General features: G+C 45.1%; 19 protein-coding genes and 2 pseudogenes. 10 read left to right on the forward strand and 11 right to left on the reverse strand.

The annotated features are described in order from the left end of the window. Positions 1-660, reverse strand: a 660-nt coding sequence (locus JCM12296_RS19405) for a DUF262 domain-containing protein (RefSeq protein ID WP_218188169.1), incomplete at its 3' end; no start/stop codon positions are given. 440 nt (positions 661-1,100) lie between these two features. On the opposite strand from JCM12296_RS19405, the gene JCM12296_RS19410 reads away from it, so the two are divergent. Next, complete coding sequence (locus tag JCM12296_RS19410) at positions 1,101-2,321, forward strand: PAS domain-containing protein (protein WP_054696801.1); 1,221 nt, start codon at positions 1,101-1,103, stop codon at positions 2,319-2,321. A gap of 329 nt (positions 2,322-2,650) precedes the next feature. Here JCM12296_RS19410 and JCM12296_RS19420 read toward each other — a convergent pair whose 3' ends face one another. Further along, complete coding sequence (locus JCM12296_RS19420) at positions 2,651-4,000, reverse strand: ATP-binding protein (protein WP_054696807.1); 1,350 nt, start codon at positions 3,998-4,000, stop codon at positions 2,651-2,653. Positions 4,001-4,125: 125 nt separating this feature from the next. On the opposite strand from JCM12296_RS19420, the gene JCM12296_RS19425 reads away from it, so the two are divergent. Continuing rightward, on the forward strand, positions 4,126-4,824 hold the full coding sequence (locus JCM12296_RS19425) for a hypothetical protein (RefSeq protein WP_054696811.1): 699 nt from the start codon (positions 4,126-4,128) through the stop codon (positions 4,822-4,824). Positions 4,825-4,873: 49 nt separating this feature from the next. On the opposite strand, the gene JCM12296_RS19430 is transcribed toward JCM12296_RS19425, so the two are convergent. Further along, the gene (locus JCM12296_RS19430) at positions 4,874-5,143 is read right to left on the reverse strand and encodes a hypothetical protein (protein ID WP_054696814.1); all 270 of its coding nucleotides are present in this window, start codon (positions 5,141-5,143) and stop codon (positions 4,874-4,876) included. 277 nt (positions 5,144-5,420) lie between these two features. On the opposite strand from JCM12296_RS19430, the gene JCM12296_RS19435 reads away from it, so the two are divergent. The 5 genes from JCM12296_RS19435 to JCM12296_RS19460 all read left to right on the forward strand — a co-directional run bounded on the left by JCM12296_RS19435 (position 5,421) and on the right by JCM12296_RS19460 (position 9,136). Further along, positions 5,421-5,714, forward strand: coding sequence for a hypothetical protein (locus JCM12296_RS19435; RefSeq protein WP_054696817.1), 294 nt, complete (start codon positions 5,421-5,423; stop codon positions 5,712-5,714). 422 nt (positions 5,715-6,136) lie between these two features. Next, positions 6,137-6,640, forward strand: coding sequence for a hypothetical protein (locus tag JCM12296_RS19445; protein WP_157067754.1), 504 nt, complete (start codon positions 6,137-6,139; stop codon positions 6,638-6,640). 268 nt (positions 6,641-6,908) lie between these two features. After that, a complete protein-coding gene (locus tag JCM12296_RS19450; protein ID WP_054696830.1) occupies positions 6,909-8,108 on the forward strand; it encodes a tyrosine-type recombinase/integrase in 1,200 nt (399 codons plus the stop codon). 184 nt (positions 8,109-8,292) lie between these two features. Next, positions 8,293-8,640, forward strand: a complete 348-nt coding sequence (locus JCM12296_RS19455; RefSeq protein ID WP_054696832.1) for a hypothetical protein — start codon at positions 8,293-8,295, stop codon at positions 8,638-8,640. Between the two features lie 166 nt (positions 8,641-8,806). Next, on the forward strand, positions 8,807-9,136 hold the full coding sequence (locus JCM12296_RS19460; protein ID WP_054696839.1) for a hypothetical protein: 330 nt from the start codon (positions 8,807-8,809) through the stop codon (positions 9,134-9,136). 48 nt (positions 9,137-9,184) lie between these two features. Here JCM12296_RS19460 and JCM12296_RS38570 read toward each other — a convergent pair whose 3' ends face one another. Continuing rightward, positions 9,185-10,219, reverse strand: coding sequence for a hypothetical protein (locus JCM12296_RS38570; RefSeq protein WP_157067755.1), 1,035 nt, complete (start codon positions 10,217-10,219; stop codon positions 9,185-9,187). Positions 10,220-10,643: 424 nt separating this feature from the next. Between JCM12296_RS38570 and JCM12296_RS19470 the strand changes: the two genes are divergently transcribed. Then, on the forward strand, positions 10,644-10,979 hold the full coding sequence (locus JCM12296_RS19470; protein ID WP_157067756.1) for a hypothetical protein: 336 nt from the start codon (positions 10,644-10,646) through the stop codon (positions 10,977-10,979). After that, positions 10,973-11,470 (forward strand): hypothetical protein, encoded by a 498-nt coding sequence (locus JCM12296_RS19475; RefSeq protein ID WP_054696854.1) that lies wholly within the window; start codon positions 10,973-10,975, stop codon positions 11,468-11,470. Before JCM12296_RS19470 ends, JCM12296_RS19475 begins: the two co-directional genes overlap by 7 nt. Before the next feature lie 179 nt (positions 11,471-11,649). On the opposite strand, the gene JCM12296_RS19480 is transcribed toward JCM12296_RS19475, so the two are convergent. Further along, positions 11,650-12,801, reverse strand: a complete 1,152-nt coding sequence (locus JCM12296_RS19480) for a hypothetical protein (RefSeq protein ID WP_054696856.1) — start codon at positions 12,799-12,801, stop codon at positions 11,650-11,652. A 406-nt stretch (positions 12,802-13,207) separates the two neighbouring features. On the opposite strand from JCM12296_RS19480, the pseudogene JCM12296_RS19485 reads away from it, so the two are divergent. Then, a pseudogene (locus tag JCM12296_RS19485) lies at positions 13,208-13,527 on the forward strand (JAB domain-containing protein). A 17-nt stretch (positions 13,528-13,544) separates the two neighbouring features. On the opposite strand, the gene JCM12296_RS19490 reads toward JCM12296_RS19485, so the two are convergent. The 6 genes and pseudogenes from JCM12296_RS19490 to JCM12296_RS42160 all read right to left on the reverse strand — a co-directional run bounded on the left by JCM12296_RS19490 (position 13,545) and on the right by JCM12296_RS42160 (position 24,373). Then, entirely contained in the window at positions 13,545-17,327 is a 3,783-nt protein-coding gene (locus tag JCM12296_RS19490; RefSeq protein ID WP_054696861.1) for a P-loop NTPase family protein, read from the reverse strand. Between the two features lie 64 nt (positions 17,328-17,391). Beyond that, entirely contained in the window at positions 17,392-18,006 is a 615-nt protein-coding gene (locus JCM12296_RS42155) for a restriction endonuclease (RefSeq protein ID WP_218188170.1), read from the reverse strand. 20 nt (positions 18,007-18,026) lie between these two features. Then, on the reverse strand, positions 18,027-20,507 hold the full coding sequence (locus tag JCM12296_RS19495; protein WP_218188171.1) for a DEAD/DEAH box helicase family protein: 2,481 nt from the start codon (positions 20,505-20,507) through the stop codon (positions 18,027-18,029). A 13-nt stretch (positions 20,508-20,520) separates the two neighbouring features. Then, positions 20,521-22,386: a site-specific DNA-methyltransferase gene (locus JCM12296_RS19500; RefSeq protein ID WP_054696863.1), complete on the reverse strand. Its 1,866-nt coding sequence runs from the start codon at positions 22,384-22,386 to the stop codon at positions 20,521-20,523. A 119-nt stretch (positions 22,387-22,505) separates the two neighbouring features. Next, a pseudogene (locus JCM12296_RS19505) lies at positions 22,506-23,846 on the reverse strand (site-specific DNA-methyltransferase); the annotation flags it as partial. Between the two features lie 149 nt (positions 23,847-23,995). Beyond that, positions 23,996-24,373, reverse strand: coding sequence for a hypothetical protein (locus JCM12296_RS42160; RefSeq protein ID WP_218188172.1), 378 nt, complete (start codon positions 24,371-24,373; stop codon positions 23,996-23,998). Positions 24,374-24,520: the final 147 nt, after the last annotated feature.

The following is a 24,520-nucleotide window of genomic DNA, read 5'->3' on the forward strand; positions in this document are numbered from 1 at the left end:
GTCATTCATTGTCTCGAAGATAATGTATGCATTCTCATCAGAATATGCCATTATCTCGACAAGCACGACATTTTCAGTGAACCAATCAATGAAATAAGGAAGAGCATCGTTGGTCAGGTCCTCCGGGAATGAATTATCTATGTCCGCATACCGTTCAACCATGCTCCTGACCGTCTCGTCATCACTATCCTTGACATCATATTTACCCTCTTCGAATAGCGCCTTGAGACAGGGTTCACGCAGATCATCTGTCATATTGAAGGACTTCTCGCCATATTTTTCAGAGAATATTAGCTCGCTGATCGAGACTTTGTTGTCTCTATCTGCCTGTAGATGGTTTAGGTATATGAGCAGCAGGGTGATTGAGGTTATCCTTTGCTGACCATCGATGATTGATTTTTTCCCATTCTCTGAGTTCACGCTGAAAACCACAGGCCCGAGATAGTAGCTCTGGTAATTTGCAACATCTGAACGTCGATCCTCGGACTTATACGATTTCAGAAATGTCGTGGCTAGATCCTCGACCAGTAGCTTGATGTGTTTTTCCTGCCAGCGGTATTCCCTCTGGAAATAATCGATATAGAATTTCTGATCCTTCAACAGTGAACTGATGCTTTTGTTTATGGCTTCGATCTTGTTCGCCAGCGGATTCATCGTCATTTTTGTTAGGCCCTCATATCATTTTGAGATTCATCGCGATGTAAGATATCGGAAATCTGCCTTCAAACTTTATAATATTTGCGCATATAGTGGGATTAGGCGGAATATTTTGATGATTATCATAATTTGTCATTCAGTTTGGTACATATAGGTATAAAACCGACGTTGCAAAATAGGCGCATTAAAATAAAGGGTTCGTGCAATGTCCTTCATCGGTTCACCTTCCTGATCCCATCCATCTCCCCCCCTCAGATAATCCCCGAACTCCCTGACCGTGCCATAATAGACATTCCTTGAACGACCGGACGGTAAATAAAGCCGATGATAGGCTATCCTGTTTAAGGTTGATACTGATAATTGGAATTGATAACCTGCAAATTTTGCAGATCTGTAACATGCCGTGCCGTTTGTGTAGTCGCTGTCTTGAAAGGAAGCTGATCATGGAGTGGACTGTTCCGGCCCTGATGTATGGTATGACCGTCCCGTTCTTCTTGGCCATCATAAACCTTTATTTTTATCTTCGATTCAAGGAAAGATTCCTCGGTTTCTGGGCCATTTCCTGGATCATCCTCATGGTCAGAGGAAGTCTTATGGTATGGGCTATCAGTTCAGGCAACGATGGTATCATTGCCATCCTTGACAATTCAGGCGCGATCGGCAGCGGACTTTCCCTGATCCTCGGCGTATATTCCTTCCTCGGAAAGAAGGCCCCCAGACTACTGACATCGGGCACAATCCTGGCCTTTGTCTGGCTGGTCATCGCAGGAATCCTTGATTATGGTCTTCTGACCTTATCCTTCCCTATCTTTTCCTTCCTATCCATCGTCCATATCTGGGCAGGTCTCGACGTCCTGAAGTCAGATGCCATCAGACATATCGGGAAACATATCGCAGGCTGGGCGTTGATACTTTGGGGCCTTCACAAGCTTGATTATCCTTTCCTGAATACATCAGTCCGGTTTGCTCCCTTCTGTTACTTCATCGGCGGATTGCTGTTCCTGATCCTATCAGCAAGCCTTCTGCTCTTGTACATCGAGAGCATAAAAGACTCCTTACAGAAAAGCGAAGAAAGATATCGCTCGCTCGTCTGCAATATCCCTGACATCGTATGGACGGCTGATTCCGCCGGTTCCATTGTCTATTCGAGCGCCGGTGTCGATATGACCAGCACCACTTCATCTGCAAAACATGCCTTCCCGGAATCAGCCAACAAATTTTCCATGGTCCATCCCGATGACCTCGGAAACCTGAGGCGATGCTGGGACGATTTCTTCAAGAATGGGCATCCATTCGATGCAGAGTACCGGATCAAAGATTCAAGCGACCATTGGATATGGGTCCATGACAAGGCACTCTCAACCTACAGCGTCAATGGCAGGAAGTATGCTGACGGCATTTCGTCCGAGATCACCTTCCGGAAGAAGGCAGAGGAAGAAAGGGAGGGTCTGATTATCCAGCTCAATGAAAAGATCTCGCAGATAAAGACACTCTCCGGCCTCCTGCCAATCTGTGCATCCTGCAAGAAGATCAGGGATGATCAAGGCTATTGGAAACAGATCGAATCCTATATCCAGGAACATTCCGATGCGACATTCAGCCATGGTGTCTGTCCGGAATGTGCTGCGAAGCTATACCCGGACTATTACCACCCTAAGAACTGACAATGAGACCGACTCATTTCCTCCTCACCCTTATCCCATCCAGATACCCCCTCAGATAATCCCCGAACTCCCTGACCGTACCGTAATAGACCTTCTTGAATGGCGTCCTGTACCCTGCCATCCAGGTCTCTGTATGTTTTTGACATGGAAGACGATGATCTTGTCATTCCAATCAAGGCCATATTCGGCCACAAGGATATCCGGGATGTTGGGGTATGGTTTGAGGAACGTCTTGACGTGGGCATTTTTCCGCAGGTTCCGGTATCGTTTCGGGACATCATCTGAATCAGAATATACCTTCACAAAGCGTTTAATGATGAGCACCATCTTCACACCCTCAGGGGGATACCCTGAAGGATCTTTTTCAGGACACCATCTGTAATCTTCCCTTTCTTGATGGGGATATACGGAACCTTGACCAGCATCGGTCGGTATGCTCTGCCTTTGAGCTTGACGATCGCATGCCCGACCTCAAGCAGGTCGATGTATTTCATCTCTTCGATCTCAAGCATCATGCAGGCAGAGATATCGAGTATGTCCTTTCCGTTCCCGAGATTGAACGTGGCCTTACAGTATGTATTCGCTTTTATTGAATCGGATAGCTTTCCCGGCTCCTGGTCGATGGCAATCACAGCCTCCCCGAATTCCCGTATCTGCCGAAGCGATGTCTCTATGATGGTCTCGCCGCCGTCAAGGTTCTCCTTCTGGGTGGACAGCAGGTGGTGCGCCTCCTCAATAAGGATCGCATGTTTGAATATCTCCCGCTTCGGCTCGTTCTTCCTGTATTCATAGATCCAGAGTATCAGGGCTTCTGTGAAGAAGACCTTGTCGGAATCACTCACAGAGTCCATCTCGATTATGACATCCTGTTCAAGGATCTTGCCGATATCGACCATCTGGTCTGTCTCGAACGATATCCCGAGCCCGTATTTGTACGTCATACTTTCAAGCGCCCTCATTGTCGACGCTTTCCATAGCGACATCCTGCCGGCCAGCTGCATACTCGATACATACGTCTTTATTTCGGCGAATGTCGGGTATGAGCCTGAACCGTCGAACACGCCACGCCTTTCATAGACCGTCTCCATTGCATGCCTAAGCAGGTAATTCACTCCCTCTCCACCGAAGTATGCGTGACAGATGGTATCCGCGAGCCTTGCGAGCCATACCCCAGGCTCTATGTTTTCCGGCGGGATAAGGGGATTGAAGAACAGCGGCGACAGCCTGCTCCCGGCAGTATAGACCTTTAGGCCCTTGAATTCCGGCAGCTGCAACAGGTCCCGGTAGTTCCTTTTCCAGTCGAAGACCATGAACGGCTTCCCATGCCGCTTCAGCTCTTTCAGTATCTGGAAACTCAGGTTCGTCTTGCCGACCCCGCTCATGCCTGTTATCAGTACGTGCTTGAGCCATTCATCCTCCCGCAGGCCGAAACGTGCAAAGGCCCTGTCAGGATAGATGACCTCGCCGAGATAGTATTCCCCCCTGCACAGTTCCTCTGGTTCCGGATCGAGAAGTATCTGTTTGGAAAAATCCTGGTCGATCTTCTCATGAAGCAGGATATCGATGATCTCGTCGGTCTCGGTACGGTCCTTGGTGTCGCCGGCGATATATAGGAGCCATAGCAGGTCGGCTTGGTCATCGACAGATTTGAGCTTCCTCAGCTTCTCGTGGACATCCATGTTGGAGTATTCTGGAAAGAGTCACATAAAAGCCTTGTAGTGAATAAATATGGTCGACTTCTACAATGTTGAAATTGTCTCATTTATAGAAAATTATAAAAACAAAGAATCTAAAATCATAAGTGATGAGCGGAAAAGATACTACAGACGAAAAGGGAGCTCTTTATTACATCGGTTGGGTTGTAGGTGTTATTTTTATAATTATTGGGTTTATAGAATTTTCAGAATCTATGGGTATCGGTTGGTTGTATATTATAGCTGGATCAATCATAATCCCAAACACAAACAAAGCTCTTCGTGATAAGTATGAAATTGACCTTCCAGTCTGGTTTAGAATAGTTTTATTCTTTGTTATCATGGCATTTATTGGCAATATGAATACAGCAGACAATCTAACAGATGACAGTGCAATAACCGTTGATCAAAGCGATACAGATATTATAATAACAAAAGATTCTATAGGAAAAGATGGTGCAGAACAGATTGTCGATCAGAACGAAATTGAAAAAGAAAGGCTGCTTCGAGAATTTGAGGATAGATATGAAGAAGTTTATGAAATCTTGGGCAAAGATTATATCCTGAGGTCCTCGAAATGTCTTGAATTCTGTCATGAAGGTGAAAAGCTGTCACAGAACGATTTCGGATTGAATGTAAGCCCTCAGAAGATGAGCGAGATCGGCGATTATTGTTATTCATACTGTCGCGAAGACACGGAATATTATATAAAGTGGTACAGGGAAGATATCGAGTATTCGTTGGGCCTTCTTAAAGAGATGATTGATTATGGAAGGACTCATAATACAACAGCCACGCAAACTGATTGAGTAGTTAGAAGAGAATAAGATAGAGAGTGAGGTCCGGTTTCAGGACCTGTCATCTTGATTTCTTGATACCCTGTATCCTTTTATGCAGCTGTAAGATTTCTCTGTAGCTTTCTGTCTCTGCGCTCTCACGTTCCTGCCGGAGCCGAGTCAGCTTTGCTTCGAACCATCCAAGCCGCTTCCTGATCCTGTGTGCCTTCTCTTCGGCATCGCTGATCTCTGCCTGTATCCGCTCTACCGCCTTATCCTTCTGTTCTATTATCCGTTCCATCTCATATTCCAGCAGGTCGATCTCTGCCCCGAGGTCGAGTTTGTCTTCCATGGGTGCGGATTGACCTAAAAGTGCTTAAGAATCTTGTAATGCAATATCCCACATCACCGGACAACCGTGGTTCCGATACATGCTGTGACGCAGGGCTGGACTGCGCCCTTTGCCTCACAGACAAGTATCGGTCAAAGAACGGCCAACCAACCCCGACGATGTATTCTGTATTGCACTTATCCAGAATATGCTCCGGATTACCCGAATGGATCAAGATAAGAAAAGATATCTTCAAAATCAGAATTTTTATAAACTAAAGCGTCCTTACTGATAAAAAATGGATTGCCCCCCAAATAAACACGAAAAATGGCCTAATGCGAATCATTTCTGGATTGCAAGATTAGAGGGAAATTACCTTGCTCTTGTGAAAGCTCCGAAGGGGAACAATAATGAAGAATATGTAAAACAACAAATAGAACCCCTATTCAAACCCAAATTCATTGAAGCCTGTTCAGCAGAAAGCAGAGAAGAGATGCAAAAATTTGCAGAAAAAGAATTCAATGTAGATATAAGAGACGAAGACCTTGATTATGTCAAAGATAAAAAATGTCCAAGATTATTCAAGTTCTAAAGAAGGAATTAAGAAACAATTACCACCAGAGTGATTCATCATAATAATATCCTATTAAATATATTGGCCTATAGTTAGCTTATTTTGAATGATCATTTCTAAAGGTTAAACGGGCATTTAGTACCTTGCACTTTTTATAAGTAAACCAAGCATGGTTTATTCCTGCGGCGAAGCGATATAACCTAAACCATCTACATGTCGCTGTATGGTAAGGATCAGGACGATACAGGTCCGGCTCAGCAGGGATCAATACGACCGCATAAAGAACGATTGCGCCGCCAAAGGCTTCGGCTCGCTATCGTCTTATCTCAGATATCTCGCCCTTTACCGTGACCAAGCGTTATCGAAAAAGATCCTCGAAATCCATGATTCGGTCGTAAGCGAAAAGGCCCAGAATAGACAGGGCGGGACGATGAGCAAAGATGAAGCGATCAAGAGATGCCTGTGAGAACTATGTCATGGATTCGAGCTATGCGATCATCCCAAGACACACTGGTACTGACAAAAGGGGAAAAAATGATGTGCGGATCGGCATCAGGAAGAACGGGATGCTTGAAAAGGTATTCAAGGACAAATTAGCCACTATCCGCATCACGCTCTTCGATATCGTCTACGAGATCAATGATCGTTCAGCTCTCGATAAAATCCAGGCCGAAAGGACCAATGCGGAGATTTGCAGGCTAAGGACAAAGCTCTTCGAGCTGGAAAGCTATTCGATGGGCGACAATCAGATTGCGGATAAGAGGCGGGGCGCATTGGAAGATAAGATCCATATGCTTGAAAGGGATCTTCGGAACCAGGACATCAAGAGATGGCAGGATATCGTCATCCTGAAGAAGGAGTTGAGGCAGACGTTCAGGGAATACCAGGACCTGAAGAGGAAGTTTATGATTATCGACGATGGCTACAAAAGACCGAACCAGTGAAGACCGATCGGAAGGTGACTACGACGAGTATGAATCACTAGGATGGGTCAAGATATTGAAAGATTGTTTCATCAGGTACAGTTGAATTGTCGGGCAAGCAATCAAATACAAAAATATAAATATCAAGTTCTCTTACCTTATGTAAAATAGTCAGGTTCCAGTCATTAGGGAACTGAACATTTTTGTTAAATGCCCACCAGAGGCTGTCTACATTTTTGTTCAATGCCCTACAAACTATATAAAAGGGACCTGGCTTGAGGTGCCTATAATGAAACACATCGAGGAGATTGATGTCCACAATTCTGAAGCAAGCTATCAGAAGACGTTAGATAATTTCCGGACCGATTTAGGGGTCAACCCAAAGAACCGTGACTATATATTAAATTTCCTTAGTGACTGCCAAATCGGCAAAACCGTAATCAAGAAGGCCAAAAAGAAGATCAGGTCCAAGAGACTGTTAAAATACCTCTCTGTGATGAAAAAAGCTGATTATTTCCTGAAAAAGGATTTTAAGGCGGTTACACAGTCTGAAATGGAGGATTTCATCAGAAAGCTTGAGAATGACAAACTTACAGTGGTTAATAAGGATGGTTCAATCAAACGCCTTGTCTATGGCGAGTGGTCAAAGCATGACATCAAGATAGCCTTGAAGAAATTCTACAAATGGCTTCTTGGTAACAATATCGAGTACCCATCAATCGTTGCCTGGATTGATACGCATGTGAAAGAGACTGATCCTCCTGCCCTGAATAAAGAGGAAATAGCGATCCTTGCCGAAAAGGCTACAGGGAGGCGATCAAAGGCTCTGGTCTGGTGTCTATTCGAGACAGGAGCTCGTATAAGCGAACTGTTGAACGTCAGGTTGTGCCATGTAACGGACAAGAAAAATTATCTTGTAGTCAGGATTGAATTCTCTAAGACATTCAAGCGCTCTGTGCCGATTTTCGAGGGGCAATCAATACTTCGTGAATGGTTGGCGGCACACCCAGACAAGAAAAATCCTGAAGCACAGCTATTTCCCATTAAATATGGAGCTTTGAGGATGTGGTTGAAGCGTCTTGGCAAGAGAGCGCTTGAAAAGGATGTCCACCCACATCTTATCAGGCACAGCTACGCTACATGGCTTGCAGGAAAGAAGGTCGGCAGATACCAGATGTGCAAATTGATGGGCTGGTCGATGAGTTCAAACATGCCCGACCGCTACATCGACCGTCTCGGCGTCATCGAAGAAGAGACCATTCAGAGCATCAGGGGCGATGAATTGACGAAGGAGCAGGCCATCAATACAGAACTGAAAAATGAACTCAACGAGCTTCAGATGAAATACAACAGCATCATCGAGCAGCTTGAGAAGCGGAAGAGCGCCGATGATTTCATGCAGAAGATAGTCTCTGATGCCGAAGTCCAGCAGCTGATCTGCCAGAAAATCAAGGAAATGGACCTGAAATCCGAGCTGTCCCAGCTCTGATTGATTCTGATGATTTTTATTATTATTTCAGTATGATGCTACTTATTCTGCCGTCTATAATGTAAGGGTAATGCAGTACAAAATAGATAAATGGAGGGTTGTTAAGGGGGTATAGGTTTGAGGGCAATGATGTCTTTAGGAGTATGAGACATAGAAGGATCATGGTTGTGGAGGTAGATGCAAGATGGAAAACGATTATGAATGGGATTACATAGAACAGGAGATATGGAAACCGACTGATGATCAAAACACCATCGTCGGAAAACTGGTCGGAAAGGAACCGAAGGGTGATAATATCGGTGCCCGATACTATATCGAGAATGAATCCGGCAGACATTTGGTTTGGGGTTCAAGCTTGCTTGACGCAAAACTTCATTACGTCGCTATAAACGAGATCATAAAAATAAAATTTTTAGGCAAATCCAAGGGCAGGCAGGGCCAGGATATCAACGGCTTCGCTGTTGCTGTCGGAAAGGCCGTACATCCCGCCGTAGAAAGACCTGCAACAGACCGGATAGAAGTCTTCGATTGATGGATATCATGGGCGACTTCACGGCTAAAGCTTTAAAAGGGGTTCTGGCACACTCCAGAACCCCCGATTTAAAGCCTTCCCCCTCCGGGGTCGCCTGTCGCCATTAGCCGAATCTTTTCCGTTCCTGCGAAGGATAACATCACCAAACTTTCGAGGTGATGTCATCATGGAAAGATACGAACGGATGAAAAGGTACAGGTATTCGATAGAGATCAGGGAACCGTCTTGGGACGACCGGGAAAAAGGCGAACGATATTCGCTATGGTTCAGCAAACATTATGGGGACATGTATGGCGGTGCTACCGGTTGCAGCTCGCTACAGTCCCTGAAAGAGTCCTTACAGCACATCGTAAGTCAATGGGGGGAATACGATTCCATCCTTGGCAGGATGCCCGACAAGGTGACGGACAGGAATCTCTATTTCGAGAGCTTCACTGATGAGGTCACGATCTCGGATGCTCTCGGCATCCAGACGTTGAATGGTTGGATAAAATAAAATAAGAATAAGTGCAAATCAGCCAGTCAATTTTTTATCCATGATAGATTATTCACAGACTGTTTCCATTTTGTATTCTGTGACTGTCCGCGTCTTTGTCACGTCTTGGCATGTAAGCACAGTAACTCCTGAATCAACAGTAGGTATATCCTTGGCTTCAATCCAGCATTCATCACTTCCTCCAGTCATGCAGTATTCAACTTCAAAATTCTTGAACACATAAGGCTTCAAAGTCTGTGTAATAATGCTATCCGCAACACTGGAAACACCGATCTGTCTGTCTTTGCCTCCGATATTCTGGATATGCCCTAATTCGAAGGTGAACTCAGCACTTTCGTCCTCATAATTAGTGACTGAATAGATTATATGATGATAATCTGTACACGTATTCCCATCCTTGCACATTGAATAAGGATATTCATTGCATTGATCTATGTCCGTGATCTGGACATATTCGCATAATAGCTCTTCGACTTTGTATTCTGCCTCTTTTTCACCTATAGGGGTTTCTGTACATTCTTCTTCAGTGTAATTTTCTTCAACTTCATACGGAACTTTTACTTGCTTACATTCCTTTTCAACACAGACATAATTGTCACATTTTTCATTGCTATCGCAGTTTTCGTCAATTTTACATTCAACGTCACACTTTCCTGTTACAATTCCCTTATTGATTTCATCATAGCAACTATCTTCTTGTCTTAAACAGGCAATATATTCTCTACCGGAACATCTGTCTGTAGAGCATTCATCAGTGCATTGGTTTAATGTCGTCTCTTCATCACTATCACACACACTATTATTATTGTTATCAACGCAACAATCGCCTGCAATTTTAATATATGGCAATTCACATGTTATTTCGTCGCTCCCAGAAAGAGTCTCATCATTGTCGCATATATCATTGCCATCTCGATCAATACAACAACCACTAGCGTGCCTGATGTATGGCGGATCACATACTATTACTTGTTCTGTAATTCTATTGATATCATCTTCACTTATCTTTGATAGGTCGACTTGCTCGCAGCCTGTTAAGAATATTATTGCTAATAAGAATATCATTGGGACTATTTTTTTCATATTGAACACCTCTTAATATGTAAAAGCATTTTAAAGATATAAAAAGCTTTCGTTTGAAAAGATCACTGTTTAAAATCCCAAGAATATCGAATATAAATTGATAGACCACAAAATGTATCTCTTCGGCAACTTCACGTCTAAAACTTTAAATGGGATCAGCCTCTTCGGCCGATCCCTGATTTAAACCTTTCCCCCTTCGGGGTCGCCTATTGCCGTTCTCTCTGATGCCAGAATCTATGCTCTGATATTTTTCGCCCTGGGCCTTCCGGGGGCGAAAAAGTCCCCGGAGGTAGAAACAAGAATGGCATACCAACCATTGTACGGTGTCATATCAGATAACCAGGGCTACAGGCGCTCGACAAGCAGCCTGCGGGGCCGTGTCGACCAGGTGGGAGCATGGATCAACTCCTATTACGGCGATGTGATGAATGTCGACGTCAAGTATATCGAGTGTGAGATGCCGAAGGTTTCGAGAAAAGGCCTGACACCGAAAGCCTACAGCGAGAAAGTCAAGGCCGTAAGGAGCGAGGTCGAGTCCCGCCACAAGGTCATCGTGAACATCGATCTCGAAGCAAGCCCGCATTTCGAATACACCATCAACGGCCTTGTGATCCCGATGGAAAGGATCAGGCAACTGAAAGACCTTGAAATGAAACGTTTCGAGCTTCAGCTGGACTGCCTGAAGGCGATGAGGGATGAAGGCAAGCAGGAACAGGCGATGCAGCTTGCGACCGCCATGATATCCGGCAGGAGGTGGTAAGGATCGATGCGCAGAATACGCTTTCGGACTTTTTCCCTCTTTCTATTTCGCCTGAAAAACAGCCGATACCGAAAAAACGCAAGAAGACTGAACCGTGGATGTCAAGGCTTATGTGGGCGATATCTGGCCCTATCATCGTGATGCCGGGGTATCAGGATATGCCGATGCCAGATGCAATCAGGAACAGGATACAGATCGAGCGGCTTATCCTCTGTACGAAGGACGAGCAACTTGCAACCGAACCTGAGGCCATGTGGTACATATCGACCGCTTCCCTTACAGCCCCACTGGATCATCACTGGACGAATATCTTCCTCTACCTGACCAGGAAATACATGCTCTCTCTGGGGAAAAGAGAGTGTGACCTGCCTGATTTTTTGCGGAAACAGATCATTCTTGACCTTTACATGGAAGAGGAGTCGCTTCATAGCCTGAGATCATGGCTATTCGGGAAATCATTTGAGCATGTAAAATCAAGGCTGAAGTCCTGATGTGGAATGTTATATTTTTATTTTTTCGCCCAATGTCCTGCTCAGCAGGTCCACCATATCGAGCATCGTGGATCGGTCCGATATCTGGGTTCTCTCGATCTGTCTTTTCAATGATTCTTCCTTGGTCTTCATATACCTCGCAAGATCATTGATAGACTTTTGTGAACTGTACAGTTGCCTTATATTGAAGATGAGGCTGGTGAGTCCTTGAGGACAGAGATCCCGCTTGCGATTGCGCTCACTTCAGGAATGAATCCCAAGGCTCCTAATGCAACCGATGACCCGACGCTGCCAAGGTTTTTCAGGCCCTCTTTATTCTTTTTCCGTATGAAGCTGGGCAGCTCTTTCTCGAAAATGGCGACGAATGTCATCTCAAGATGTTTCCGTATATTTTCAAGTTCGTTCAGATCGAAGAACGTCTCAGAATAGTCCTGTTTGATCCCTTTAATTACCCGAAGGATCAGATTGTCGTATTTCGCCTGGAAATCGGATTCGAGGATAGGCTGCCTGATCTTCAGGACATCATCGAATGACAGATGGTCCAGCAGCTCAACTGGAATCATTTTCTTTTGCATCGATTCAAATGCCAGCTCGATGAATAGCTTGAAAAGTATCTGTTCATCAGAAAGCCTGCTTCTTTTCCCTGTCAGGTCCGCTATATCATAGTCGATATAGTTTTCCTGTGGCAATGAACTTTCACAATTGATTACCCTTGCGCCTGAGAGGTGATACATCAGCTCTCTAAAATTGAATAAAAGATCTTTCTGCGCATCATTCAGATCCTTGGCGTAATGCTCTATCTGGCTCCTGCTTATTATCCTGTTCTCCCGAATCTCATTCTGAATATTCCTGATGACAGTCGACGGTATCTGGGTCGTCGATGCATTCAACAGCTGTTTTCTTATCAGAGATGTGGGATTATCAAGCTCTTCGATGAACCTATCCCTGAACCAGGCTGAATTGTCTTCCAATTCCCAATCGACCGTGAACTGGATGTTCTCTTCGTAGTACTTCAGAATTTCATCCTTCCTGCTGAATTTTTTCCTTTCGAACAATTCAGACACGCATTCCTTGTCTATCCTTAGAGCAGGGATGATATGTCCATCTCTCAGAAGCTGGGGATTATCCTTGAAAATCTCATAGGCGAACTCTGTCGCCAGATGTGAAGCTGCGCATACAATCCTTGATTTGATCAATAATAACAGCTTAAGCTTCCGCTCCGTATGAATCTTCAGGGTCGATAGATCATCTGTCCTTGATACTATCCGATGATCGAAGTCCGTGAAATATGACCGTGGCCCTCTAAAATCATTGGGATTTAATCTTTTCATGCAACACCTCGATATTATGTCATTGTATCCATAAATATCTTTAGTTCATGCTATTTCAGGCCGCTTGATTGATCAACCAAAAACATGCTGAGGCATCCGCCTGCATCCTTTCCGTGATGGATGCGGATATCATGGGCAACTTCACGTCTAAAGCTTTAAATAGGGTCTTCCTCTTCGGTCGATCCCCGATTTAAAGCCTTTCCCCCTACCGGGGTCGCCTATTGCCGTTCTCTCTGATGCCAGAATCTATGCTCTGATATTTTTCGCCCTGGGCCTTCCGAGGGCGAAAAAAGTCCCCGGAGGTGCACATAAAATGCAAGAATATGAACTTGAAGAATTGTATGCAGTCGGCACTGAAGTGATTCAGAACAGCCGTCAGATATACCATGAGATGCGGGATATCAAGATGTGGAGCAAGGAGGTCTTTGTCGTCTTCTGCCTAAACGCCCGCCATAGGATCATTTCACGGGAGATAGTGACCATGGGAACGGTAGAAGCGTCTTTGATCCATCCACGGGAAATATTCAGGACAGCGGTACTCAGGCAGGCAAGCGCAGTTGTGATTGCCCACAGTCACCCATCAGGGACCCGAATCCCAGCGAGGAGGACAACGAAGTGACGAAGGTGGCGACGGAGGCTGGAAGGGTGATAGGCATCCAGCTGGTCGACCATGTGATAGTCGGCAAGGACAGGTTCTTCAGCTACGCAGACCGGGGGTTGATCTGATTTTTTCTTTTTTTGTCTCACTCAAAACTCTGATAGCGCACGTATTCCCGGCTCTCTTCGAAGCTGCGCTCTTCCCTGATCCTTTTCTGAAGTTCGGAATATCTGGCTCTTGCAAGGGATACGATCTCTGTGTTTTCGTGTTCGAACAAATCTTTGAGCAGTTCAGTCCTCCTTTGCATGATGTCAGCACGTGACCCGCTCCATGAACTAGGTACAATAGAACGGGTCAGATGTTTGAATACAATTTCCAAGTCTGGAGCCCTGTCGAAAATTTTATAGATAATTGGTCTCAGTTTCAGGTTTCCTTCCTCTGGAAACTCGATGAAAGGCCTTATGGCCGATGCTATCAAGTCATACCGTCTTTCGGGGGCTTTTTCGCACCAGGCGATTAAGACATCATCGGAAATCCTGTCTATAGGAATCCTGTCATTAAGATCCTCGGTGAACATCCTTCGGCGTTGATCAGGCTTCAGCTGATCATCTTCCATGAATATGTTCAGGAACACATGGGGCTGAACATCGCATATCGTGCCGAGCGAAGTGGGATAATCGAATATATAGATCTTGTAATTGATGATGGCTTGGAGGAAGTTCTGACAGACTTTTTCTGCTGCATGGACACCGCTTTCCCCGCTAAGACAGAGCTTGGCCAATATTGATAATGCATGATCCTTAATTCCATGTCTTTCACGGCGATCAGATGGCGAATACTTGCAAAGGACATCCCGTCCTGCGTCAAGAAGATTCTCTGAGATTTCGGCAGAATTCTTCTTTTTATAGAATCGCATCCTCAGGATTTCGAGTGCTACGTCGATACTATCTTCCTTCGAGAGGATCTTCTTCAATATGGTCGCAAGGTCGTCATCATTTATGCTCTCATGTGCCCGCCCCCATGCAAGGCAGCTGAAATATTCGGTCTTGGCTATTCCCAGCTCCAATGCCTTTATGATCCTTTCTATCCCACGCTGGTCGATTGTGGATGTGGTCTGAAAGATCGGGAAATATTCACCAAGGTCCTCATCTTCGATGAGGCTGTCCAGTATGGTATTATATAATTCCGGTTCTTTTTCAGCACATGCGGACAGGAAGCCTGCCAGGACGCTGGTATTTTTCCTGTCAGGGCTTCCGACTCCAAGTCCCCAACCGAAAGCTCTTAACCGTTCACTGAATCTCGATACAAGGTCTGGCAATAGTGCATTCAAGACACCCTCATCCTGGGCAACCTTGATGCCAATCTCATGCGTCCTATCCATTGCCTTATCCCACCCTTTTGCTTCATCAGCGTTAAGATCATCTGTAATATCAAATGATATATGCTCATCTGAGAGAGCGAATGTGCGGGCAGTCTCATAAAGATTATCGGGTCTAAGGCTTTTTTCCAGTTCGCTGATCCTTTTCTTTATTCCTTCCTCGAAATTTTCATAATGATATTGGATTATTCTTTTTATAGCGATCCATCCTTCGTTCCATGGTCTATGTCTATGTATATCTGATATAGCTTTCTCTACTATGTCATAGACATGCGCTTGCATCCATAGCCCACGCATATTGTTTGCGAATATCTTTTTTGCATCTTCGGCAATCGGTTTGTCGGATACGGATATGCGGGCGCATGTCTCTAGAAATGTTCTATACCAATTCTCGATGTCATATCTTGACTTTGGTCTGTACCCGAAATCTCTAGACCTTGCACCGAAATCAAAATCATGGGATGAAGTGAAATGCGAGGCTTGTATAGCCGCTCCAAGGAGGACTATCCCTAATTCCTGTCTATCTTGACTATCAGAGCTTACAAGATCCTCGATTATGCTTGCTCTTTGTTCCACACTCGCATGGGTGCCGGAAAGGTGGATAAAGAAGAGGGACTTCAGGACAGCTCTGCTGGAATTGTTGTTCTCATCGGCTTTTTCTGAAAGCGCAAAGCAGCATATTATATCGACAGCTCTGTCGAAAAGATCTGCATCATAAGCGATATGCCTCAATATCCGGACAAAAATATCATGGTTATGGTTTTGGTCCCTATCGGTAAAATCATGGCTGTTTTCACCATTTGCGGCGCGCTCTATCATCTCTAATGACCTTTTCGGTGATACAGGTGCGATGTTCTTGAATACCTGCATCCCGAGATCATTGAAATTGCAACTCGCCTTGCCAAGCCAACCATCCTGGGACAACCAGTCTTCGGCTATCTCTACTGCTTGTTCGCAATCATGAAGATAGCCCAACCGGCGGGAGAATGACTTTATCAGACGCTCAGGTGCTCTACTGATGAAAGTATCGACGATTCTATCCTTAGGGATAGATTCAAATGCTCGTCTTGCAAGGCGATTAGCGATTGCATGTGGCAGTACCGCTCTCCATTTGTCACGGGATTGTATAAGATTTCTGTTCTTCAGCTCATTGACATCCCTATACAGTTCCTGTCCGGCCCTCCCTATCAATGACGCAAGGACGTCGAGTTCTGATTTATCTGAGCACGCATCTATACCATCGAAAGAATAGACGAGCGACAAAGCTTCTGCTGACATCAACAGGTTTGCATTGGCGTCATGACGTTGGTGGAAGAGCCGTTCAAAAAGGTTTTCATCACGGAGCCCTGATAATGTTTCGCCTGTTCTCATTGTGTTTGCCAATGCAATGGCAATACGTGCGTTGCCTCCTGAAAAATCAGCAATTGTCCTGGCATCGACCTGCCCGATATGTTTATAGCGGCCACGTACCAGCTCTTGGATAACATCCTTGCTCGCCGGTTCGAGCCGGAAAACGTTTGTCTCTTCAGGAAGGTCATCCCGTACATCATATTCTATAGTGAGGAGACTTACTGTGCTCCGCTGAGCAGAACATGTCCTTGTCATCAGATGATGCAGTTCAGGAGGACAATTATCGACTATCAGAATAGCTCTTGTCCGGCTTGCTATTAGTTGCTCAGCAAATGTATTCGGATCAGGTTCAGGACCGTATGCAATATCTGTGTAGAAGGCTTGAAAATGATTCAGAGATGGCCCTTCAATCCTGTCATCGAAAAGCGCTTGTGATAGACGAGTCTTCCCTACGCCAGAAAGCCCTGTAAGCCTTACAGATGTCTTTGGAATTTTGAGAAGCGCCCTTAGAGCCTGGATGCCCTCGACGATTGTCATTGCCGCTGCATCGTCCCCCGTAATGGTCCCGTCATGCATCCGTGCATCATCATCAACGAGAAATTCTTCATCGATCCCGGCTTTAGGGTTTGCCCAGTTTTCGTAAGGCCGCCAACCCTTCAACTGACGTCCTATACGGTTGCGTACCCAAAGTATCAATGATGGGTGTGAGCGGAGCCATGTGGCGATCCGCCCACGGTCATAGAAATCCAGATGCAGATCCTGATTGATATCATCTTGAGATACAGCTTCCCTCATCGCACCGATACGTTCTGCCAACGCTGTTCCGGTCGCAGATGTCCCCGAGCTCACGATGATATATGAACCTTTGGCCTTGATCAGTTCCTTGATTGTTTCCCGCAGCTTGCCTTTGGGCTTCATCTCGGTAATGATCTTTGATTTTTGCATGTCAGGTCTCTTGACCTGAAATCCTGTCATGCTCCTTGGGACGAAACCGTTTTCGGGAGGAACCACAGTTTCATCGGTAACGGAAACATCGATGCCTCCATCCGGGGCATCCTGATGTCCTCCATAGATGATGCCTTTAGTGGAAAGCCCTGATTTACGGTAATCTGCCTCGCATAATAGCCCGATCAGTTCACGGAGATCATCGTCAGCCAGTTGCGCGACGTCATTGCCTGTGATTTCGAGGAGTTTGGTCATTATATTAAGAATATTTGCGAATTATTATTAAAACCTGTCGGGGCTTGACAAGAGTATTTACCCATCAATTCGCAGCCCCGACGATCTCCATCAGTTTGCCGAAACTGTCCACCACATCATATGTCACGTTCTCCGGATTGATCCTTCTGTTGATCTCATCGAAGAATTTTCTGGCGCATTCGATCTTTGTCTTTTCTATCTGCCGGAGTTCCATGCTCGACATCGAGCCCTTGGTCTCAGCCACAAAATAGACATGCTTGACTGTGCCTTCTTTGAACGTAATCGCCCAGTCGGGATTGTAATTCCCTACCGGTGTAGGGATGAAGAAGCCTTTCGGCAATTTTGCATATACGACCACCTCTGTGCTGGTATCGAGTTCCTGGACAAAGGTACGCTCTGTCTTTGAGTCGGTGATGACGTAATCGTAAATATGATGTTTGAGCGGTGAGCCTGCCTTGCTGAAATCCTGCTTGCTCTGTCCGTCTGTGAAGATATCGATATCATGCGTTTCTGATATCGCATCGTAGCTCAGATGCTCGATTATGACAGTCGCTTTCTGCTCCTGGATCAGGCGTGTGGCCTCGGAAATGAAGTTCTCCGGGTTGGTCTTGAACTGGTCGAATACCGCCTTCTGGATGCCTGACAGGATCTCCGTGACGGTCTTTCTGGTCAGCTGCACATTCTCAGCCACCTTACCGATCAGGCATATTTCACAGCTGAATGGATCGAGTGGGCGTCATATTCAGTTGACGTCTCCTTCACTTCGAAACCATCACCAGCCTTCATCTGCTCATAGCTGACCCCATCAGCCTGCTCACCACGTTGAACCATGTATTTGAGCGGTGTGACCCGCAGCTCCATGTCCAGTGTACGGATACATTTCCCGACCAGCTCGGAACTGTCAAAATGCACACTGTAGGCCGCTTTACGGTTGATCCTGCTCCACAACTCTTTGAATTCTTTCTTCTCGAAATTTGCATTCAGGGGATTGGTCTTCGCCCCACGATCATTCTCGACCTCTGGCAGCTTGGAATCGCTGTAGACGCTATCGATCAACTGGAAGACCTGTTCCTTGTAGGGCTTCAGATCCTCCGGCAACTCGGCAAGCTCTTCATTCTTGATTGCATCATGGTATTTCTGGGCGATATTTTTCTTACGGTCGACATAGCCATTCTGTATCAGATAGAATTCGATGCCCTCAGCCATGTCCTTTGTCACTTCGACGGTACCATCCGCCGTCTGCATGATCTTGCCGGTGAAATATTTCACGTCCGCCACCCTCGGCCTTTCAGACAGCGACTCACTGATATCCTTCTGCAAGGCCGTGACGAAATCCTTGTAGCTCTCACTGGCGACCACTGTCAGGACGTTCGTCTGATGGACGGTTGCCGGATCATCCTGCCGCTCTCCGAGCTGGTTGACCGCGATACGAAGGCCTCTGCCGACTTCCTGCCTGCGGGAGATGGTATTGTCGCTGTGTTTCAGTGTGCAGATGACGAATACATTGGGGTTGTCCCATCCTTCACGGAGTGCAGAGTGGGAGAAGATGAAACGGGTCGGCTCCTCGAAAGAGAGCAGGCGTTCTTTGTCTTTGAGGATCAGGTCATAGGCATCGACATCGTCGGTCTCGGTCGATTTCTTACCGATGACAGGATCGATCATTCGCTTGCTTTTCTTATCAATGGAAAAATAACCGTTATGGGTCTGATCGACCGGAATGCTGTCCAGATATTTTTTGTAGCCCTCATGCATGAACATGTCCTGCTTCAGTTCATCCAAAGCATCTTGGTATTCCTCTTCGAACATCTTGGCATATTCGCCGCCTTCCTCTCCGGCATCCGTATAGAGCCGATACTTGGCGACTTCATCGATGAAGAAGAGGGTCAGGACCTTGATCCCCTGATTGTAGAGGACCTGTTCCTTCTCGAAATGCGCTCTGATGGCCTCTCGTATCTGAATCCTTCGGAGGGCACTCTCGTTGACATCCCCGGTCGCTTCGCCGGCCTGCAACTGGTGACCGTTCGTGAATTCAACAGTGTCTGTATTGGCATTGATATCTGCGATTACGAACCTGTCTTTATACTCGGGTAGCTCGCCGGAAAGGTCATAGAGGTTGTCGCCTTTCTTAAGCTTACGGATCTCCCGTTTTATCCCGCTGTTTCTTTTGACCTCGATCTCGATCCTTGCGACAGGTGTCTGCTTCGACACCTCGATGGATTCAAGATAGAGGTAGGCATTGGTGCCTGAGAGGCCTTTCACCGAGATGCCACGGACTGCGATCTTCTTGACCAATTTCTGGTTATAGGCATCCAGCGCGTCAAGCCTGTGGACCTTGTTGTGCTGGGTCTTATGCGTGGCTGAATAACGTAGGATAAAAAGCGGATTGAACTCCTTGAGTGAGTCCAGGGTCTTTACGCCTTCCATCTTCTGCGGTTCATCCAGGATCATGATGGGGCGGTTGGCCTTGATCACATCGATGGGTCGACGGCTCTGGAAATCATCGAGTTCCTCATAGATCCGTCTGGCATCCTTACCTCTGGCGTTGAAAGCCTGGACATTGATGACCATGACATTGATTCCGGCATCCGAAGAGAAACTCTCAAGGTTATGGAGCTGCTTTGAGTTGTAGATGAAAAATTTGATCTTCTTGGCGTATGTCTCCTGGAAATGTTCCGCTGTGATTTCCAGTGCCTTAAAGACACCTTCCCGGATGGCTATGCTTGGTACCACAACGATGAACTTGGTCCAGCCGAACCGTTTGTTCATCTCGAATATGGTTTTTATATAGCAGTATGTTTTCCCGGTCCCTGTCTCCATCTCTATGTCAAGATGATATGGCGCGATAGAAAGCGCTTTTTTAGTATATTGATTGTCAAAAACAAACTCGTTTTTTTTTATTGTTTTGAACTGTTTTAGAGATTGGCTTTGTGACAAGTTCTGGTTTCGTTGCACATTTTGGATGTTCTCAAGGACCTGTTGTTCGGTGAGGATAACATCCTCGTTCTTGAAACCTGATAATTCAAATAGCTTTTCCTGCGTGTATATTCTCTCGCCTTCCTTGATTACCCCTGGATCGATACGATAACCGATAGCTGATGTATTCGGCTGGCCTTTGAAACAATCCACAACCGATTCAACAGCTCGTGTCTGGTAGGCCTGTTTCTTGAATTTGAGTTTCACTTCTCGATCTCCACTAAATCGTTTTCACATCCGTCTGCGGACTAATGAGCTTGAATATCTGTTCGACATTGATCTTTGCGCTGTCATCCTTGAAGCCTGAGTCTCGGAAGACGACACGCAAGGGTTTATGTTTTGCTAGTTCCTTACAGAAATCTTCAGTTATTTCACCTTCTTTATTAAAGCAGGCTGTTAGGGCATTTCCATCGACAAAGAAGACCTCGTGGCCTTTGATGGTCTCTTTTTTGATAGGCAATGTCAGGTCAACGCCCCAGTCGAGCAGAACCTGGAAAAGCAGGTCTTCAGGGCTGCGGTCCTCTCTGATGTTGTCTGTTGATTGGAACAGTTCCTTCTGTACGAATTTATCAGGGGGCTTGCCGACTTCTACCATATTGGATTTATCTACCTTGAGCACACGGAAGCCGATATCCTTGTTCCAACTTTCATGACATTCGCCTTCAAGAATTTTCTTTCCTGCTCTGCGGATACGTTCCTTGCTGATTTCGGCTATGTTTTTGTAGCCAGCTTTGAAGGCTTCGGAATTTTCATCGCACTCTTCTGGGATCTGCACCATTATGAATTTTCTATTGCCGCCGTCCTCTGCGTTGAGTTGCATCACTGCGTGTGCTGTTGTGGCTGAGCCTGCGAAAAAATCGAGGATGATGTCGTTATTTGTAGTGTTGGCTATTTGTAAGATTCTTTTTAATAAGCGAACTGGCTTAGGACCATCAAAATAGCCTTTACCATCAAACAAAGCTTTTACCTCTTGTCTGCCTTCTTGATTATGGCCGACATCTTGGTGCAACCAAAGTGTGGTTGCAACCATACCATCCTGAACTTCACTTAAGAATCGTTTCAATCGAGGGACATTTCTGCCATCTGCACCAAACCATATTCTGTCATCATCAACCAATTCTTGAAATTTTTCTTTTGAAACACGCCAGCAAGAACCGTGAGATGGATTAACAGTTTTTCCATTTGGCGTTGTTATTGGGTAATCATATTTTTCAGAATATGTTTTAACTGTAAGATTATCTGAAATCCAGACACCTCTTGGATCATTGTCTAAATTCTTGTAACGAGCATTGGCTTCTTCAGATCTTGGCAATCTACCAGCATCAAATAATTCTGAATTCTTAGCATAGATTAAAACATAGTCGTGGTTCTCAGAAAGATACTTAACATCATTTTTAGGTGAGAAGGCCCTTTGCCAAACCACATTTGCGATGAAATTCTGTCTTCCAAATATTTCATCACATACTTTTCTTGCACTAGGGTGTTCATAGTCATCAATGCTGATTAAAATTACCCCATCATCTTTAAGGAGGTTCCTTGCTAGTTTTAGCCGTGGATACATCATGCTAAGCCAGTCAGAATGGAACCGCCCATTTGATTCTGTATTGGCAACAAGGCGATTGCCTTCTTCATCCTTCTGATCTGTACGTCTTAGAAACTCATCTGAGGATTCGGCAAATTTATCGGCATAGATGAAGTCTTTGCCAGTATTATAAGGCGGATCTATATAAATCATCTTAATTTTACCGAGATAGGTCTCCTGCAAGAGTTTCAAAGCATTCAGATTGTCCCCCTCAAGAAAGAGGTTTTCTGTGGTATCAAAATTCACGCTCTCTTTCCTGCATGGACGAAGCGCTTTGAGGATAGGAACGTTTGCTGTGAGTAGAGCTTTACGTTTGCCAGGCCAGTCAAGATGGTAACGTTCCCGTGGGCCTTCCACGATTGAGTCCGAAAGCTCTTGCCTAAGCTGGTCAAAATCAACGACTTTTCTTGTGTTGCCTTTGTCATCAGTAGATTCAGTTACGCAGTCTGGGAAAAGGTTAGCGATCTTTTCAATATTTTCGTCCGTAAAATTTGGGGTGTACATCTTAGTTCTTCATGGTTTAGTTAACTCCTTTCATATAGGGGTAAAATTCCATCCTCACTTTTTCCATATAATGTTTATTTAGTCTTTTTATAATTTTCTATGACATTATCAGGCTCCAATTAAATCGTCTTCACATCGGTTTGCGGGCTCATGAGCTTGAATATTTGCTCGGCATTGATCTTGGCGCTATCATCCTTGAAACCTGCATCCCGAAAAACGACACGCAGCGGTTTATGTTCGGCCAATTTCTTGCAGAAATCCTCTGATATTTTTCCAATATTCTCAAAACAGGCTGCCAGGGCATTTCCATCTACAAAGAAGACCTCGTGGCCTTCAATGGTCTCCTTGGTAATCGGCAGCGTCAGGTCAACACCCCAGTCAAGTAGGACCTGGAAAAGCAGGTCCTCAGGGCTCCGGTCGTCTTTTATGTTGTCTGTTGATTGGAACAGTTCCTTCTGTACAACCTTATCAGGCGTATAATAGATCTCTGCCATATTGGAGGAATCGACTTTAAGGACACGGAAACCGATATCAACATGCTCTTTTTCTTTTCGGACTTCATCACCCACATTTTTTAAACGTGATTTTGCTAAATCACTAATTGTTTTTACAATCTGTTCTTCTATGGGTAGATCTTCAGAAATTTGGACTAATATAAATTTTCTATTCCCACCATCTTCTTGGTTCTTTTTAAAAACAGCCTGCCCTGTGGGACCACTTCCCGCAAAAAAATCGAGTATGATATCATTTGAATCTTTATTCGTAGATATGTGGACAATACGTTTTATGAGCTCAATAGGTTTTACCGAGTTAAGTACATTTCCAGTTTCTGAAAAATCAACATATTTGAGAAGTTCCTTTTTTGCATCTTGTGTGTGGCCAACTTCTTTATAAAACCATAACGTTTGTGGAACACGCCCACCACTGACTTCAGACAGAAACCTTTTTAGACGAGGCATGTTTTCATTTGTCTTTCCCCACCATATTCTATTATCTTCTACCAATTTATTAAAAGTATCTAAAGATGATAGCCAATAACGTCCTTTTTTAGGTTCGAATTTTTTACCTGTAGGACCCGTTACTTCATATAACCCTTCTCCGTAATAATTTCGTGCAGTCAGGTTATCAGACATCCAAGGACCTCTTGGATCATCATCTGGGTTTTTATATAATTTATCTTGTTCTTCTGTTCTTGGTAAGGGAGTCGGAATCCAAAGGTCTATATTCTTAGCAAACAATAGAATATAATCATGATCCACTGAAAAATGTCGTGCACTATTCTTTGGTGCGTACACTTTTTGCCATATAATTGTCGTTATAAAGTTGTTATTCCCAAAGACTTCACCACATATTCTTTTTAGATTATCCACCTCATTATCATCAATGCTGATGAAAATCACTCCGTCATCCTTGAGGAGATTTCTAGCAAGTTTAAGCCTTGAATACATCATGGAGAGCCAGTCAGAATGGAACCGTCCATTAGCTTCTGTATTCGCTACAAGGCGATTACCTTCCTCATCTTTCTGATTTGAGCGTTTTCAGGAATTCATCTGTATTTTCGGCGAAATCGTCGTCATAGACGAAATCATTCCCTGTGTTATACGGCGGGTCAATATAGATCATCTTGACCTTGCCGAGATAGGTCTCCTGCAGGAGCTTCAAGGCGTCCAGATTGTCGCCTTCGATAAAGAGGTTTCCCGTGGTATCGAAATCCACGCTCTCTTCCCGGCAGCCGGAGCGTCTTAGCGATGGGAGCGTTTGCAGTAAGCAGGGCTTCACGCTTGCCGGGCCAGTCCAGGTGATAGCGTTCCCGTGGTCCTTCAACGATCGAGGTTGAAAGCTCCTGCCGCAGCAGGTCAAAATCGATGGCCTTCTTTATATTGCCTTTATCATCCGTGGCTTCCGTCACGCAGCCAGGAAAAAGGGCTGATAGCTTTTTGATGTTTTCATCAGCAAAGTTAGGACTGTGCATCTTTAGTTTTTCCATGAAACGGGCTCCTAAATGGAGGTTTAAATCAGTAATGTCCGGTTAGGTTTTTGCTTTCGCGCTATGTACTCATAAGTGGCTTAAAAAAAATGAAAAAAGTGAGTTTTTTCTCTTGACAAATAGGTAGAAATTTTTTCGGCACATTGT

Source organism: Desulfosarcina cetonica JCM 12296, assembly GCF_001311845.1.
GTDB lineage: Bacteria > Desulfobacterota > Desulfobacteria > Desulfobacterales > Desulfosarcinaceae > Desulfosarcina > Desulfosarcina cetonica.

Excerpts from the sequence above, each read along its gene's own strand:
- JCM12296_RS19410 (WP_054696801.1), top strand. The coding sequence starts at position 1,101 with ATGGAGTGGACTGTTCCGGCCCTGATGTATGGTATGACCGTCCCGTTC.
- JCM12296_RS19420 (WP_054696807.1), bottom strand. The coding sequence starts at position 4,000 with ATGGATGTCCACGAGAAGCTGAGGAAGCTCAAATCTGTCGATGACCAA.
- JCM12296_RS19425 (WP_054696811.1), top strand. The coding sequence starts at position 4,126 with ATGAGCGGAAAAGATACTACAGACGAAAAGGGAGCTCTTTATTACATC.
- JCM12296_RS19430 (WP_054696814.1), bottom strand. The coding sequence starts at position 5,143 with ATGGAAGACAAACTCGACCTCGGGGCAGAGATCGACCTGCTGGAATAT.
- JCM12296_RS19435 (WP_054696817.1), top strand. The coding sequence starts at position 5,421 with ATGGATTGCCCCCCAAATAAACACGAAAAATGGCCTAATGCGAATCAT.
- JCM12296_RS19445 (WP_157067754.1), top strand. The coding sequence starts at position 6,137 with ATGAAGCGATCAAGAGATGCCTGTGAGAACTATGTCATGGATTCGAGC.
- JCM12296_RS19450 (WP_054696830.1), top strand. The coding sequence starts at position 6,909 with ATGAAACACATCGAGGAGATTGATGTCCACAATTCTGAAGCAAGCTAT.
- JCM12296_RS19455 (WP_054696832.1), top strand. The coding sequence starts at position 8,293 with ATGGAAAACGATTATGAATGGGATTACATAGAACAGGAGATATGGAAA.
- JCM12296_RS19460 (WP_054696839.1), top strand. The coding sequence starts at position 8,807 with ATGGAAAGATACGAACGGATGAAAAGGTACAGGTATTCGATAGAGATC.
- JCM12296_RS38570 (WP_157067755.1), bottom strand. The coding sequence starts at position 10,219 with ATGAAAAAAATAGTCCCAATGATATTCTTATTAGCAATAATATTCTTA.
- JCM12296_RS19470 (WP_157067756.1), top strand. The coding sequence starts at position 10,644 with ATGAATGTCGACGTCAAGTATATCGAGTGTGAGATGCCGAAGGTTTCG.
- JCM12296_RS19480 (WP_054696856.1), bottom strand. The coding sequence starts at position 12,801 with ATGAAAAGATTAAATCCCAATGATTTTAGAGGGCCACGGTCATATTTC.
- JCM12296_RS19490 (WP_054696861.1), bottom strand. The coding sequence starts at position 17,327 with ATGACCAAACTCCTCGAAATCACAGGCAATGACGTCGCGCAACTGGCT.
- JCM12296_RS19500 (WP_054696863.1), bottom strand. The coding sequence starts at position 22,386 with ATGTACACCCCAAATTTTACGGACGAAAATATTGAAAAGATCGCTAAC.
- JCM12296_RS42160 (WP_218188172.1), bottom strand. The coding sequence starts at position 24,373 with ATGGAAAAACTAAAGATGCACAGTCCTAACTTTGCTGATGAAAACATC.